General features: G+C 59.4%; 14 protein-coding genes. 10 read left to right on the forward strand and 4 right to left on the reverse strand.

All coding sequences use genetic code 11. The annotated features are described in order from the left end of the window. Positions 1–236 precede the first annotated feature (236 nt). A complete protein-coding gene (locus AB5202_RS09285) occupies positions 237–2,000 on the reverse strand; it encodes a coiled-coil domain-containing protein (protein WP_368144491.1) in 1,764 nt (587 codons plus the stop codon). Between the two features lie 91 nt (positions 2,001–2,091). On the opposite strand from AB5202_RS09285, the gene AB5202_RS09290 reads away from it, so the two are divergent. The 7 genes from AB5202_RS09290 to AB5202_RS09320 all read left to right on the forward strand — a co-directional run bounded on the left by AB5202_RS09290 (position 2,092) and on the right by AB5202_RS09320 (position 6,227). Beyond that, complete coding sequence (locus tag AB5202_RS09290) at positions 2,092–2,283, forward strand: hypothetical protein (protein WP_156327665.1); 192 nt, start codon at positions 2,092–2,094, stop codon at positions 2,281–2,283. Positions 2,284–2,294: 11 nt separating this feature from the next. Beyond that, a complete protein-coding gene (locus AB5202_RS09295) occupies positions 2,295–3,095 on the forward strand; it encodes an SDR family NAD(P)-dependent oxidoreductase (protein WP_006235414.1) in 801 nt (266 codons plus the stop codon). A 63-nt stretch (positions 3,096–3,158) separates the two neighbouring features. Next, positions 3,159–3,413 (forward strand): hypothetical protein, encoded by a 255-nt coding sequence (locus tag AB5202_RS09300; RefSeq protein WP_156327666.1) that lies wholly within the window; start codon positions 3,159–3,161, stop codon positions 3,411–3,413. Continuing rightward, positions 3,394–4,533, forward strand: a complete 1,140-nt coding sequence (gene tgt, locus AB5202_RS09305; RefSeq protein ID WP_368144492.1) for a tRNA guanosine(34) transglycosylase Tgt — start codon at positions 3,394–3,396, stop codon at positions 4,531–4,533. The genes AB5202_RS09300 and tgt overlap by 20 nt, the downstream gene beginning before the upstream one ends. Positions 4,534–4,743: 210 nt before the next feature. After that, entirely contained in the window at positions 4,744–5,502 is a 759-nt protein-coding gene (locus AB5202_RS09310; RefSeq protein WP_368144493.1) for a TIGR00730 family Rossman fold protein, read from the forward strand. 114 nt (positions 5,503–5,616) lie between these two features. Further along, a complete protein-coding gene (locus AB5202_RS09315; protein WP_055285794.1) occupies positions 5,617–5,916 on the forward strand; it encodes a type II toxin-antitoxin system RelB/DinJ family antitoxin in 300 nt (99 codons plus the stop codon). A gap of 2 nt (positions 5,917–5,918) precedes the next feature. Then, complete coding sequence (locus AB5202_RS09320) at positions 5,919–6,227, forward strand: type II toxin-antitoxin system RelE/ParE family toxin (RefSeq protein ID WP_368144494.1); 309 nt, start codon at positions 5,919–5,921, stop codon at positions 6,225–6,227. A 121-nt stretch (positions 6,228–6,348) separates the two neighbouring features. Here the strand turns inward: AB5202_RS09320 and AB5202_RS09325 are convergent, their stop codons facing one another. Beyond that, positions 6,349–9,276, reverse strand: a complete 2,928-nt coding sequence (locus AB5202_RS09325) for a TOTE conflict system archaeo-eukaryotic primase domain-containing protein (protein ID WP_195234903.1) — start codon at positions 9,274–9,276, stop codon at positions 6,349–6,351. Positions 9,277–9,611: 335 nt separating this feature from the next. On the opposite strand from AB5202_RS09325, the gene AB5202_RS09330 reads away from it, so the two are divergent. Further along, the gene (locus AB5202_RS09330) at positions 9,612–9,851 is read left to right on the forward strand and encodes a hypothetical protein (protein ID WP_199409509.1); all 240 of its coding nucleotides are present in this window, start codon (positions 9,612–9,614) and stop codon (positions 9,849–9,851) included. A gap of 167 nt (positions 9,852–10,018) precedes the next feature. Here the strand turns inward: AB5202_RS09330 and AB5202_RS09335 are convergent, their stop codons facing one another. Then, the gene (locus AB5202_RS09335; protein ID WP_368144496.1) at positions 10,019–10,879 is read right to left on the reverse strand and encodes a DegV family protein; all 861 of its coding nucleotides are present in this window, start codon (positions 10,877–10,879) and stop codon (positions 10,019–10,021) included. A gap of 156 nt (positions 10,880–11,035) precedes the next feature. On the opposite strand from AB5202_RS09335, the gene AB5202_RS09340 reads away from it, so the two are divergent. Beyond that, positions 11,036–11,698 (forward strand): HAD hydrolase-like protein, encoded by a 663-nt coding sequence (locus AB5202_RS09340; RefSeq protein WP_368147517.1) that lies wholly within the window; start codon positions 11,036–11,038, stop codon positions 11,696–11,698. 54 nt (positions 11,699–11,752) lie between these two features. After that, entirely contained in the window at positions 11,753–13,189 is a 1,437-nt protein-coding gene (locus AB5202_RS09345) for a M20 family metallopeptidase (RefSeq protein ID WP_368144499.1), read from the forward strand. A 422-nt stretch (positions 13,190–13,611) separates the two neighbouring features. On the opposite strand, the gene AB5202_RS09350 is transcribed toward AB5202_RS09345, so the two are convergent. Then, positions 13,612–13,959: transposase (locus AB5202_RS09350; protein WP_368147518.1), on the reverse strand; the 348-nt coding region annotated here is incomplete at its 5' end.

Here is a 13,959-nt window from a genome sequence, read left to right on the forward strand (position 1 = left end):
CGGCCTAATCCGCGGTCTTTCATGCAGCAGGGGCTCTCAATGTTTTTATGTCCTGCTCATATCGTCTGTGCCGGCACCTGGGGACACTCCTTATGTCAAGAGATTGGTGCAAGAGGGATAGATTGCCTTGCGTCGATCTAAATAAGTTGCGGTGAGATAGTTCTTGAATTGGCCTTTTTGGGGCTAAACAGGAACTATCTCACCGCAACTGCGTTGAGCGCTTTTTGGCGGCTGGTTTACTTACTTGCGAACAACCAGATCAGGATGATCACCAGGATTGCGGCGACGATGCAGACGATGGCGCCGGTGAATTTGATGCGTGAGTCGCGGGTACGCTCGCGCACCGCGTCCTCGGTGGCCTCGAGCTGGGCAACTTCTCGCTCGGTCTCGGCGTGTTCGGCTTTGTCTCGGGCCAAGGATCCTGCAAGCGACTCAGTAATCTCTGGGTGGTCGTGTACTTCGGTCGCCTGTTCGATAATCGACTGCGCATGCGCGGCATCTGCTTGGGCGTTGGCTATGCTCTGCTCTTGGTCGCGGCGTGCCTTGTCCTCGGCGGCGATCTTCTCGCGCAGTTCGCGCTGGCGCGTCGCGGCGGTGGTTTTTGCGGTCTGCAGCTCGTCGCGCGCGGCATCGGCCTCTGCCGTCACGGCCTGATGGGCTCGCTTGGCGTCGGCAATGGGGGCTTGAGCCTGCTCGACGGCCTGCTCGGCTGCGGCAAGCGAGTGCTCAAGGTCGGCGGTGATGCGCGGGACATCTTCTTCGGCTTTACGCAGGGCATCTGCCGTGTCGGAGATCTGCATCGAGAGCTCGCTGGTGCGCACCGTATAGTTGGCGGGATTTGCCGAGGGATTGCGTTGCAGCTCGGCATACTCATGACGCAGCGTCTCGAGCTGGGCGCGCGTGGCGTCGACGGTTTGTTGTGCGGCCGCAATGCCGGCGTCTCGCTCGGCCTTCACCTTGTCGCGGATGCGCTTGGAATCCTCAAGACGGCGAACGAGGCGGTTGCCGGTCTCGCGCGAGCTCGCCTCGCGGGCCTCCACGGCATCGAGCGCGGCCTTCAGGCGGAGCTCAGTCGCGTCATCCTCTGTCTTCATTTGTTCGAACTGCCCCTTGAGCTCTGTCGCTTTGGCGGCGTGGGCATCACGGTCAATCTCGGCTGCCGCAGCGGTCTTTTGCGCTGTGGCGATCGCCTGGCGCTGGTCGGCGACGATCTGGTCGTAGCGGCCTGCGATATCCTGGCGCGTCTCGAGTTCCTCGGCCTGATCGGCAATGCGCTGCTCAAGTTCGGCCAGGTGGGCGCGGGCATCGGCAAGTGCCTTTTTCGCGGCATTCATCTCGCGCATGGCCGAGGCACCCTGGGCGATAAAGGCGCCCACGGCGTTCGCTGTGTTCGAGACAGCGGTCCCCAGATCGCGGCTCGCGGCGGGGGAGTGCGGGGCGGTCGGGCGAGCGGTGTCGGCGGCGTCCGCATCGGCAGCCTGCGGCGCGGCGATATTGCCGGTACCGCCCTCGACCACAGAAAAGCCTGCTGCGTGCGGATCGACCGCATCGGCGCCAATCGTGGGGTGCTCGAGCTGCAGAAACGAGGGCATGGTGCTGCCCTGGTCGGCAACCGGAGTCTCGCCGGGCACAAAGGTCGAGGCCGCCTCGGCGGCCTCCTCTTCCTCGGCATCAATATCGGCATCGGCGACGGCGTCTTTCATCGCTTTGACAGCATCCATCATGGAGTCCATGACGGCATCGAGCTCTTCTTCCGAAGACACCTCGATGGGGCCCGCTGCTTGCGGGGCGTCGTCCTGTACAGGGGCGTCGTCCTTAGCGGGCGCATCGTCGTTTTGCTCATCGGCGTTTTCTGTTTCGGGGGTTTCCGCCGTAGCGCTTTCGTCCAAGATGGGGTCGTCGATGTCGATACCATCGCAGGTCACAGCGTCAGTATCTGCGGTGACGTCTGCGGGATCATCAATATGCTCTTGAGTCTGGGGGTCCAGCTCGTCTGTCATAGGCATGTGCTCCTCATCGTTGTTTGTCACCCTATGATAAAGTCTCGCGCCGACATCCCGCGCGCCGCAGCAAAGTTTCAAAACGTGTTCGATGGCTCGTCTCGTTAACAAAAACTCGGCCGCTCTATTCAATTATTACTTGACATTCCCTTCGCCGAAAGACGTTGCGCCGTTCGCCTGCCATGGGCTTTATTTTTCACTTGAAGAAGCTAAAGTTGCATTTCAGCTTTTGGCGCGTGAAGTTGGATGCGCGCAGTCGGCGGGCGTGCCCGTCGCGATTTGAAAGGACTTTGTATGGGACTTTTCACTGGTAAGACCGTGATCGTCACCGGCGGTGGCAAGGCCACGCTCAAGGACGGTTCCGCTGGCTCCATCGGCTACGGCATCGATATCGCATTTGCCAAGGAGGGCGCGAACCTCGTCATCACCGGCCGCAACGTCGCCAAGCTCGAGGCCGCCAAGGAGTCTCTCGAGGCCGAGTACGGTGTCAAGGTTCTGCCTGTTCAGGCCGATGTCTCGGCTGGTCAGGACAACGAGGCCGTCGTCCAGAACGTCATCGACAAGGCCATTGAGGAGTTCGGCCGCATCGACGCCGTCGTCAACAATGCTCAGGCCAGCGCCTCGGGCGTGACCATCGCCGATCACACCATGGACCAGTTTAACCTGGCCATTTACTCCGGTCTGTATGCTACCTATCTGTACATGCAGAAGGCCTATCCGCACCTGAAGGAGACCAAGGGCTCCGTGGTCAACTTTGCCTCGGGCGCCGGCCTGTTTGGCAACTATGGCCAGTGCAGCTATGCTGCCGCCAAGGAGGGCATCCGCGGCCTGACCCGCGTTGCCGCCAACGAGTGGGGCAAGGACGGCATCAACGTCAATATCGTTTGCCCGCTTGCTTGGACCGCTGCGCTCGAGAACTTCCAGGATGCCTATCCCGAGGCGTTCAAGGCCAACGTCCACATGCCGCCGGCGGGTCACTACGGCGACGTCGAGAAGGAAATCGGCCGCGTGGTCGTTCAGCTCTGTGGTCCCGACTTTAAGTACATGAACGGCGAGACCGTCACCCTCGAGGGTGGCATGGGCCAGCGGCCTTAGGGGTTACGGCGTTTTACCAAACGCCGTAACGGGCCGACGCTGCGCGGCCGCCAGGGCGACAACTTGTCATTCAAAGAGGGCGGCATGACCAGAAGGTCTATGCCGCCCTCTTTTCATGCCAATTTGTTCGCCCTGGCGACCGCTCGCTGGCATTGCCAGAGCATCGGCGTTGCCTTGGCTGTTGGAAATGATCCCAATGACTATGACCCCTTTGCGCCAGTTTCTGTCGAGTCGGTGCTTCTTGCGGGTTGCCCGTATAATGGTTTGCGTATGAACCGCAACCAAGGAGTTCCAGTTTATGGACCAGAGCCTTTTTAAATTCGACCTGATCGCCGAGGACCCGACGACGCACGCGCGCGCCGGCGTACTGCACACCCCGCACGGCGACATCGAGACGCCAATCTTTATGCCCGTGGGCACCAAGGCAAACGTCAAGGGTATTCCTACCGAGACCGTCAAGCAGCTCGGCGCCCAGATCGTGCTTGCCAATACCTATCACCTGTCCATGCGTCCCGGCGAGGATACCATCGCCGAGCTGGGCGGCCTGCACAAGTTTATGAACTGGCACGGCCCTATCCTCACCGACTCGGGCGGTTTCCAGGTGTTCAGCCACAACGACGCGGTCAAGCTCACTGATGAGGGCGTGCGCTTTATCGTCAACGACTACGACGGCCGCCACGTGTTCTGGACGCCCGAGGACAACATGGAAATCGCCATGAAGCTCGGCTCCGATATCTGCATGCAGCTCGACCAGTGCCCGGGCTATCCCGCCACGCGCGCCTACGTCGAGCGCGCCGTTGAGCTGTCGAGTATGTGGGCCGAGCGCTGCTATAAGGCGCATACCCGCGATGACCAGGCGCTCTTTGGCATCGTCCAAGGCGGCATGCACCTGGACCTGCGCCTGCGCTCGCTGCGCCATCTGGAGGAGTGCGGCGACTTCCCGGGTTACGGCATCGGCGGCTATTCGGTGGGCGAAGACCACGAGACCATGTTCGAGACGCTGGCACCGCTGGTTTTCGAGTACATGCCTAAGCACAAGCCGCGCTACCTCATGGGCGTCGGCAACCCTACCACGCTCGTGCGCGGCGTTGGCGTGGGCATCGACATGTTCGACTGCGTGCTGCCGACGCGCACCGGCCGCATGGGTACGGCGTTCTCCAGTGAAGGTCGCCTTAACTTCCGCAACGCGCGCTTTGCGCACGACGACGGCCCTATCGACCCCACCTGCACCTGCCCGGTGTGCACGGGCGGCTACAGCCGTGCGCTCATCCGTCACATGGTCACGCAGAAGGAGATGCTCGGCGGTATTCTGCTGTCGATGCACAACATTTACTACCTGCTCAACCTTATGCAGCGTGCCCGTCAGGCCATTATCGAGGGCCGCTACGGCGCGTTTGTGAGCGACTGGATGAACAGTCCTGCGGCGGTGGATTACTAAGGGCGACAGACACGCTTGCGGAGCGTGGGCAACGGCAAAGGCTGAGCGGCAGCCGCTCGTCACATTCTCTGACGCTGGCTGCGCGACCGCTGACCGATAGCTTGCAAGCACTTTATGCATCGTGGGTACCATACCGAATAGTTGATGTTCGGGCGGGTGTTTGGCGCATGGCGTCGATCCCGCCCGTTTCTATTTTCGATAGGAGCACCCATGATTAAGAATGAGAACGTCGAGGGCGAGCCCGCCTACGACGAGACGTACCGCCGCGGCCCCGTGGTCATGCGCGGCCCCATGATTCCTAAGGACAACACCTACGCCAACCTGCTGGCGCCCGAAGATTCAACCGACTGGTTGCATGCCGATCCGTGGCGCGTCCTTCGTATTCAGGCAGAATTCGTCGATGGCTTTGGCGCGCTTGCCGAGCTCGGGCCCGCGGTGACCATCTTCGGCAGTGCCCGCACGCCCAAGACCGATCCGCTCTACAAGGCGGCGCGCACGGTCGGCCGCAAGATCGCGCAGCGCGGCGTGGCGGTTATCACCGGCGGCGGCCCCGGCATTATGGAGGCGGCCAACAGGGGAGCGGCGAGTGTCAACGGTAAGTCAGTTGGCCTGGGCATTGAATTGCCGCACGAGCAGGGGCTCAACAAATACGTGAACCTCGGTATGGACTTCCGCTACTTCTTTGTGCGCAAGACCATGTTCGTCAAATACAGCTCGGGCGCTATTGTGTTTCCCGGCGGGTTTGGCACGCTCGACGAGATGTTCGAGGTGCTCACGCTGGTGCAGACGCACAAGGTCAAGCGCATGCCGCTCGTGCTGGTGGGCAGCGAGTACTGGCAGGGCCTGTTCGACTGGCTCAACGGCCCGGTAATGAGCGCCAGTATGATTAGCCCGCTCGACCCGGATCTGGTACACATTACCGACGACCTCAACGAGGCCGTTGACATTGCGCTCAGCGGGTTGATGTAGAGCAATCGTGTCTACCGCGACATGAATATGCATGGCAATCTGATGCTATCTAACGTCAGGTTGCCATTTATATTGGGTATACTGATGCAAAAGACGAGGGCAAGGAGGTCGCGTATGTCTACTGCAACGGTTAAGCCTACGACGGTTCGCCTCGAAGAGGGGCTCAAGGAGCAGGCGACTGAGTTCTTGGATTCGGTCGGCCTCAGCCTCAATTCCTATCTCAATCTTGCCGTTCGGCAGCTGGTAAATCAGCGAAAGATTCCTTTTGAGATTGTAGGAAGGGCGGAGATGCCCAACGAGGCGACGAGGCGTGCCATGGTGATCGCCGAGGCTCATGAGTTGGGGATTTTGCCGGACGATAGCCCGTCATTCAATAACGCTGATGAGCTTATGTCATTCCTCGATGAGGAATAGCGATGTTCGAGATTAAAGTCGAGGCTCAATTTAAGGCGGACTACAAACGAACGATGCGCATGCATCCGCAGCTAAAAAGTGAGTTTAAAGCGGCGGTTGCAGAGCTTGTGGCTCATGGGTCACTTCCGGCGGAGTGTGGCGCCCACGAGCTCTCAAACCCGGGCGGAAACTACAACGGCCACATCGATTTCCACCTATCCGATGGCTTGGTCGATGTGGTCGTTCTTTATCTTCCCCATAAGACTAACCCAGTGATTAGGCTGGTGAGAATGGGCTCGCATGAGGAACTGTTTCAGGGTCCGCTGGGCTGATCGCCGATTTCCAAGTTGCGGTGGAATAGGGACTGATTTGCGGTCGATTGGCCAAAAACAGTCCCTATTTCACCGCAACTGATAGGCGTGCCCCGTTCGCTGCTGCGGCCCCCGGTTCTCCTCATTGCTGGATTTCGCTCAAAAACTCAGCGGCGACTTCGTTGCTTTTGAAACGGATGCTGCGGTCTTCTTTCTTGGGGAATGCCAGCAGCGGGATAGTCCCGTACCAGACAGTTTCCTCGTCAATCACGGCCGCGCACAGCCGCCCTTTGGCCTTGACGGAATAGTCGACGTTCATCTCGGCAAAAATCGCTTTCGCGTCATCGCGTGGAGGTGAGGCAACATAAACCTCAAGGGTAATCCCACGGGCGGCTGCGCCTGCGAGTGTGGTGGTGAGTTTCGTGAGGCATGCGGCGGATGCGTAGGATGCGGCTATGAAGGCACTCTTTGTGGCACCGGTGATGTCTTTAATTAATGCCTCAATAGCGTTTGCCGGCTCTATGAGAATGTTGTAATCGGGTTGCTCGCTGTCCTCTGCTGAATAAATTTCGTACCCCAACTTGGCGTACGTCTTGAGTCTTTTCTGGTACATGCGGGCGAGCATGGGTATCGACAGGTCAATGTAGTCGAATATCTCAACCTGTTGCTTGCCCTCGTGGCTTCTATGCAGTCTGCCCACCTGCTGCGTTACGCTGCCGTCCCAAGATATCGGCGTGGCAATGAAAAGGGTGTCAAGGTAGGACAGATCGAAGCCCTCGCTCAGAAGGCTTTCGGTGGCGACGATGATTCGATGTTCATGCTCAAAGCCGGGAAGACTGTTCAGTATCGCTTTTCTTTCTTTGGCGCCGATTTCTCCGGTTAAGAGTATGGGCTCGTGTCTGCGATCATTAAGCAACCTGAACAGTTCCTCAGCATGCTTTTTCCTTTTGGATAGTATGAGCGGATGTCGACCGTTTGACGCTGCTTCGAGGGCGTCATCGACAATCAATTCGTTTCTTGCCGCATGTGCACACAGCATATCGAGAATCTGATTGAAGCTTGCATCCGGCTCGTAGGCGGATAGCCGAATGCCGGTAAATCTCGGTCGAACGATGCGCTGGATGCCCTGCTGAATTGCCTGCGTTTTTGGATCGATGACATAGCGAAGCGGGCCGCAGAGCATCGAGAGCGCCCGCGTGAGTCCGTCGGAGCGCTCGGGTGTCGCGGAGAGGCCATATATATATTTGGCTGGAGCGGACTTGAGGACGAGCTCGAGCTGTGGCGCGGCAGCATGGTGGCATTCGTCGCAGATAATGAGGCCGTAATTGCGAACAAGGTTCTTAACTATCGGCTCCCCGGTTTGGGAGTCTTTGCCAGATAGCGACTGAAAGGAAGCGACGTCGATAAGGCCGCTGACGGCGGTTTTGCCCCCTCCGATTTGTCCAATAAGGGGAGGTTGCTTTTTGCTGATTCGTCCTTTTGGCGTTCGGACCGGCTCTCTGGTGTCCGTAATGTCGAGAAATCGTTCGAGCTGCGATTTCCATTGGGCTATGAGCGCGGTCTTTGGAACAATGACGAGCGCCGGAAGACCAACGGCGGCAATAAGATAAGCTCCGATGACGGTTTTACCGAAGCCCGTTGGCGCAGACATGATTCCGTCTTCGTATTCAAGCATCTGGTCGGCGGCAATTTGCTGTTCGGGATGAAGGGTCCCTTTGAATGCCATCTCAATTGGATTGCCTGTGCTACGTTCGTCTGAATAATGGGCAGTAACGTGGGCTTCTTGAATCAGCTGCTCAAGTTGGGCTTTGCAGCCTCTGGGAATCGCGACGCGGCCATCTCTAAGTTCGCTGAGGTCTATGAGTCGCGGTTTGCCGAATACTGATTGATGCATAGATTGCGCACGGAAGAACTCCGGGTTGGCAAATGTCGCAAGCCTGCGGATTTCCATTTGAGCTGCCGGGCTCAGAGACTTTTCGGGGATGTAGAGCATATCGGCTTGTGTGACGAGCAGGTTCGAGGGGAAGTCTCGTGGCGTGAGCGGGAGCCGCTTTCGTGGCTTTTGGACATTGCGCCTGGTTTTGTTTGTCGCTGCAGCTGTTGCTATTCCAAGCGGTTTGTTTTTGGTGTCCTCGATCAGACGATCCACCGTCGCACGCGAGATTAGTTGGATTTGCGAAAGGTAAAGCCATTGGTCGGGAAAGGGCTCGAATCGTTCGTCAACAAATACGCTGTTTCCTTCCCGCTGCGCTTTTCCCTGAAAGGGCAGCGCAATGAGATTTCCAAAGCCGCCTTCAGGAATGGTGGACTGCGCGGGTATCATTCGGTCAAAGGCTTCGAAGGTGATTGTCTTGTTGAGTGCCGCTGCTTCGGCGATAAGGCAGCTACCGAAATCTCGTGCTGTCTTTGCGTTTATAGGTTCTAGGAAGAAAAACCAGATATGCGCGCCGTTGCCTGACCTTGATCGCTCGACCGCAGCGTTAATTCCATGGTTTTTTACGACAAGCCTGATAGCGTTTGTCGCTTCTTTCCAATCGGCTTTGTCAAAATCAATGACAAGGACATTTGTGTTGCAGTCTTTGTCGAGAACATATTGACCTATGACGTCCCGGAGCCTGTCGTCGCTGCCTTTGAAATGGGCGATAATGGCGGCATCGTTCAGCTCAAGGAATGTGCGGCTGCGACATTCAGCGCATTTAATTCTGTGATGGTTTGCTTTGGGGCAAATGCCTGGCTTCCACTCATTTGCGCAGGCGGGTGTATAGCCGATGCCCCCGTCTTTTCTGCGGTACCCGTGAGCGTGCACATCTTTGCGGCCGGTAAAAAGATTGCGAAAGAGCTCGAGTTTGTCGCGCGCTGGGCTCGCGCTGGTAACGATGCCCTCGGTCTGTGCACGTTCGCCGAAAGATTTGCCGGCTTTGTCCCATTCTTCGAGTGTTGCGTAACGGATGTCTGGACCGTTGCTACAGATTACGATCTGCTTACGCGGATCTGAAGCGTGGACAACCGTTTTATTGAGTTTGAATAAGGCGTTCCCGAAAAGGGCGTATTGATGCACGGCGTTGCTCATTTGAATGCCATTCTTGTCAGCGTTCATTGGGATGAGGGTACGTCATTTCAGCTTTATGAGATATGCGACTTCGATTTTGGTTCGGTAATAGTGGGGTACCGATCCGTGAGTGGCAATTAGCCGGTGCCAAAACGTGCGGCGGCTGTTGTTAAAGGTGTTTTGGCGGCTATGGGGCGTGTTGGCGGCGTGGGGAGGGGTCCTCGAATGACTCCGTGGTCAAATAACGTCAAATATGAGTACTGTTGTTAATGTAGTCTCATAACATTTGGTAAGAATAGAATACCAATTCCACATTATTCTATATATCTAACCCACTAAACACGGAATTTTGAGCCTTGGCAAGACGTGGAATTGATCGAAATGATCAATTCCGGCGAGATTTTGCTGCTACTAATTTGGTGGCGGTACTCATATTTGCCATTTTTTGTCCAGTGGGTACCGCGAGGGGCCTGTTCGACTGGCTCAACGGCCCGGTGATGGATGCCGGCATGATCAGCCCACTCGATCCAGACCTTGTCCACATCACCGACGACCTCAACGAAGCCGTCGACATCGCCCTGAGCGGGCTGATGTAGGGTAGGTAAAATGGGACGGGGCTAAAAGACTGGTCTGAAACGTTTGATACCAGTCTTTTTAGCCCCGTCCCAAATGAACTGCTTCTAAGTTGCGGTGGAATAGGGATTGATTTGCGGCTGATAAGCCAAAAACAGTCCCTATTCCACCGCAAGTGGTAAAGGTGCCCCTAGTGGATGGGCCGGTAGCGGGGGCAGTAGCTGATGGCGATGGCGTCGACGCCTACGTGGGTGGCGATGGTGCAGCCGATGGGGCCGGTGCCGGCGTCTACGTAATCTTGGCCTGCGAGTGCATGGCTGACGAGCTCCTGCTCCTCGGCGGCGCCGGTCGTGAGCACACGCACGCTGGAGCCCGGATGCTCGGTCAAAAATGCGAGGCAATCGGCCATGGTGTTGGCAACGATGCGCTTGGCGCCGCGGCCCTTTTTGATGGCCTTGATCTCGCCCGATTTCCACTCCGGCGAAACGGCCAGGCGAATGTTGAGCATCTGCGTGAGCTGGCCGGCGAGTTTGGGCGCGCGGCCGTTCTTAACGAGGTTCTCGAGCGTGCGGGGAATCAGCAGCAGGTGGGCGTCGGGCAGCGTCGCTCGGATCTGCGCCTCGGTCTCGTCCAGGCTGCGGCCGTCCTCGCGCATGGCCAGCGCGTACTCCACCAGCAGGCCCTCGGCAGCCGAGCCGGTGCGCGAGTCGATGCAGCGCACGTCGAGCTCGTGGGTATCGGCAACCTGGCACGCGTTGGCGTAGCAGGCAGACCACTCGCTGCACAGCGAGATAAAGATGGCGCTGTCGTGGCCGTCGGCGAGCACGCGATCAAAGAGCGCCTTGAACTCGCCGGCGCTTGGCTGCGAGGTGTGCGGCAGCTGCTCGGAGCCGGCCATGCGCGCGACGTACTCCTGGGCGGTAATTTGCACCTGGTCGAGCAGGTCCTCGCCCTCGATAATCACATGCAGCGGAATCACGTAAATGCCGAGCTCTTGGGCGCGGGCGGGGGAGATGTCCGACGTGGAGTCGGTTATGATGGCAAAAGACATAATTGCACCTTTCGTTGGGGCGCTTGCGCGCCGCCTTCTGAGAGCAAAGTGCGACAAGTATAGTTGAGTCGTTCCACATTACTAGGTTCAATTGTTGAATAGTCAACAGTTTGAAGTGTCGGTGTGGAAATCGTCAACTGGGGAAGAGGAATGCCGATGGAGGCGTTGGAGATAGGCAAACGGCCGGTCGTGCTGTTCGATTTTGACGGCACGGTGGCAGATACGGGCCGGGCGGTGATGACCTCGACGTGCAAGACGCTGGCTGCGCGCGGGTTTTCGGAGGCGCAGATGGGTGATCTGCGCCGCATGATCGGGCCGCCCCTGTGGAAGAGCTTTCACGACTTTTACGGCTTTTCCCGCGAGGAGTCGCTTGTGGTGGCCGACGAGTACCGTGCTTTTTTTGATGAGCTGGGACCGGAGGAGTATCCCGTGTTCGACGGGGTCCCCGAGTTTCTGGATGGGCTGGCCGCCCGGGGCAAGCGTATGGCCGTGGCGACGTCGCGCATGGAGGCAAAGTGCATCGATATGGTACGTGAGCTCGGGCTTTCTCAGTTTGAGGCGGTGGTTGGCATGAATCCGCCGCAGGGGCGCGAGACCAAGGCCGATTCGGTCCGCGATGCCCTGGCGGCCCTGGGTGCGACCGCGGACGAGGCCGTGATGATCGGCGATCGCTTCAACGATGTGGAGGGTGCGCACGCGATGGGCGTGCCGTGCATCGGCATCTATTCGGGCGCGGCGGCGCCGGGGGAGCACGAGGCCGCGGGCGCCGATGCGGTGGTGCACTCGGTGGCCGAGCTTGCTAAACTTTTCGCTATCTAATGACGTAATGTGAGGGGCGGGCACGCTCGCCGCTCATTGCTAAGGAGGTCGTCCATGAATCAGGTGGAGCAGAGCGTTGCCGAGTATGTCGACGAGGTCTGGGAGGATGTCGTCGCCGATATCGAGCAGCTGGTGAGTTATCCGTCCGTGGCAGTTTCTGCTGATGCGGAGCCCGGCGCGCCGTTTGGCCGCCCGGTCCGTGACGCACTCGATTGCGCGCTCGGCATCGCGCAAAAGCTCGGCTACCAGACGAGCGACGACGAGGGCTTTGTGGGCATCGCCGATATTCCGGGCCGCGGCGATAAGCAGCTCGCGACCATCTGCCATGTGGACGTGGTACCCGCTGGCCCCGGTTGGAACACCGACCCGTTTGCGATGGAGCGCCGCGAGGGCTGGCTGCTCGGCCGTGGCGTGATCGACGACAAGGGTCCGGCGGTGTTGTCGCTCTATGCCGGCGCCTACCTGCTCAAGCACGGCATTGTGCCGCGCTATACCTTCCGTGCGCTGCTGGGCTGCGATGAGGAAGTGGGCATGTCCGACGTTCACCATTATCTGGAGAACCACGCAGACCCCGACTTTCTATTTACGCCCGATGCCGAGTTCCCGGTCTGTAATGCCGAGAAGGGCCAGTTTGGGGCGACGTTTGTGAGCCCCAAGATCGACGGCGGGCGCATTGTGTCCTGGAGCGGTGCCGAGGCGAGCAACGCCATTCCGTCGCAGTCTATCTGCGAGCTTGCGATTGCCGCCGATGAACTGCCGGCGCCCATTGAGAACGCCGACCGCCTGGAGATCACGGCGCTCGAGAACGGCCATGCCCAGATTTTCGCGCACGGTATCGGTGGCCATGCTTCGATGCCCGAGGGGACGATCAACGCCGTCGGCCTGATCGTGACGTACCTGCGCGAGGCCGAGGACGCGTTTGGTGCACGCGATGAGCGCCTGCTGACGCCTGCCGAGCACGAGTTCGTCAAGTTCCTGGCCTTTGTGCATGCGGATGCCTATGGCCGCGGCCTGGGTATCGATGCGACGAGTCCGGCGTTTGGCCCGCTTACCTGCAACGCTGGCGTCATTCGCGTGGCGGATGGCCATATTGAGCAGGTCATCGACGTGCGCTTCCCCGACAGCACGAGTGCCGATACCATCCGCGAGCAGCTCGACCCGCTCGTGGGCCGTTTTGGCGTGACGTGCCAGCTGGGTCGCGCTAAGGTGCCGTTCTCGGTGTCTGCCGACGATCCGGCCGTGAAGGCGCTTATTGATACCTATAACGAGTTTACGGGCAAGCATGCTGAACCCTTTGCCATGGGCGGCGGCACGTACGCGCGCAACTTTGCCCGCGCCGTCTCGTTTGGCCCCGAGGAGACCGGCCTGGAGCTGCCCTCGTGGGGCGGCCAGATGCACGGCCCCAACGAGTGCGCCAACGAGGAACAGCTCAAGCAGGCGCTCAAGATTTACATCGTGGCCATCCTGCGCCTCAACGAACTCGAACTATAGTTACGCGGTTTTACCAAACCGCGTAACCACTTGACGCTGCAAGCCCGCCAGGGCGGCAATCTGCCTTTCAACTTCGGCGGCATGACCAAAAGGTCAATGCCGCCTCGCTTCAAGGCACCTTGCTCGCTCTGGCGGGCTTTCGCTCATATGACCCAATCCGCTGTCAAGAGCCACAATGGCCCCGCCGACCGCTTGCAATCGGTCGGCGGGGCCTGCCGTTAACCCGTCCCGGTCCGCCCCCGGCATGTCATCGACGCCTTCGGCTCAGTCTCATATCCGCGGATACCGTTCTGTCGGCCCGCACTCCATTCCTTCGGCGGGGTTCCCCAAGTCTGTCGAGGCGCATGCGGAGGGCTCCGCGCGCACAGCGAAATAGGGGGTATCCCCGAAGGCCGCCCGGCTCGCCGGGACGGGGGCCATGTCTATTCCGCGCCCTCCCGGCACATCATGCCGAGGGCCCAGAGCCACCTCACGAGCTCGGCCGCGGTGGCCGCGTTGGCCTTCGCCGCGGGCATGCCGCGGGCGAGCATCTCCTCGCGCCGCCGCAGGAGCCGCTCGGACCCCTTCCTCCCGTGCATCCTTATCTCGAGGGGCACGCCCGTGTCCCTCGGCATGAGCTTCGGCTGGTGCCGTGCCGCGGCGTAGCACCATGAGCCCTCAACGGCCAGCTTCCTCACGAGCGCGTTGCCCGCGCCGCTGATGCCTCCGAGCCGCACGGAGTCGCCACTCGACCTCTGACTCGGCGCGAGGCCGAAATAGGCCGTGACCTG

This window comes from Collinsella aerofaciens (assembly GCF_040915545.1).
Lineage (GTDB): Bacteria > Actinomycetota > Coriobacteriia > Coriobacteriales > Coriobacteriaceae > Collinsella > Collinsella aerofaciens_BE.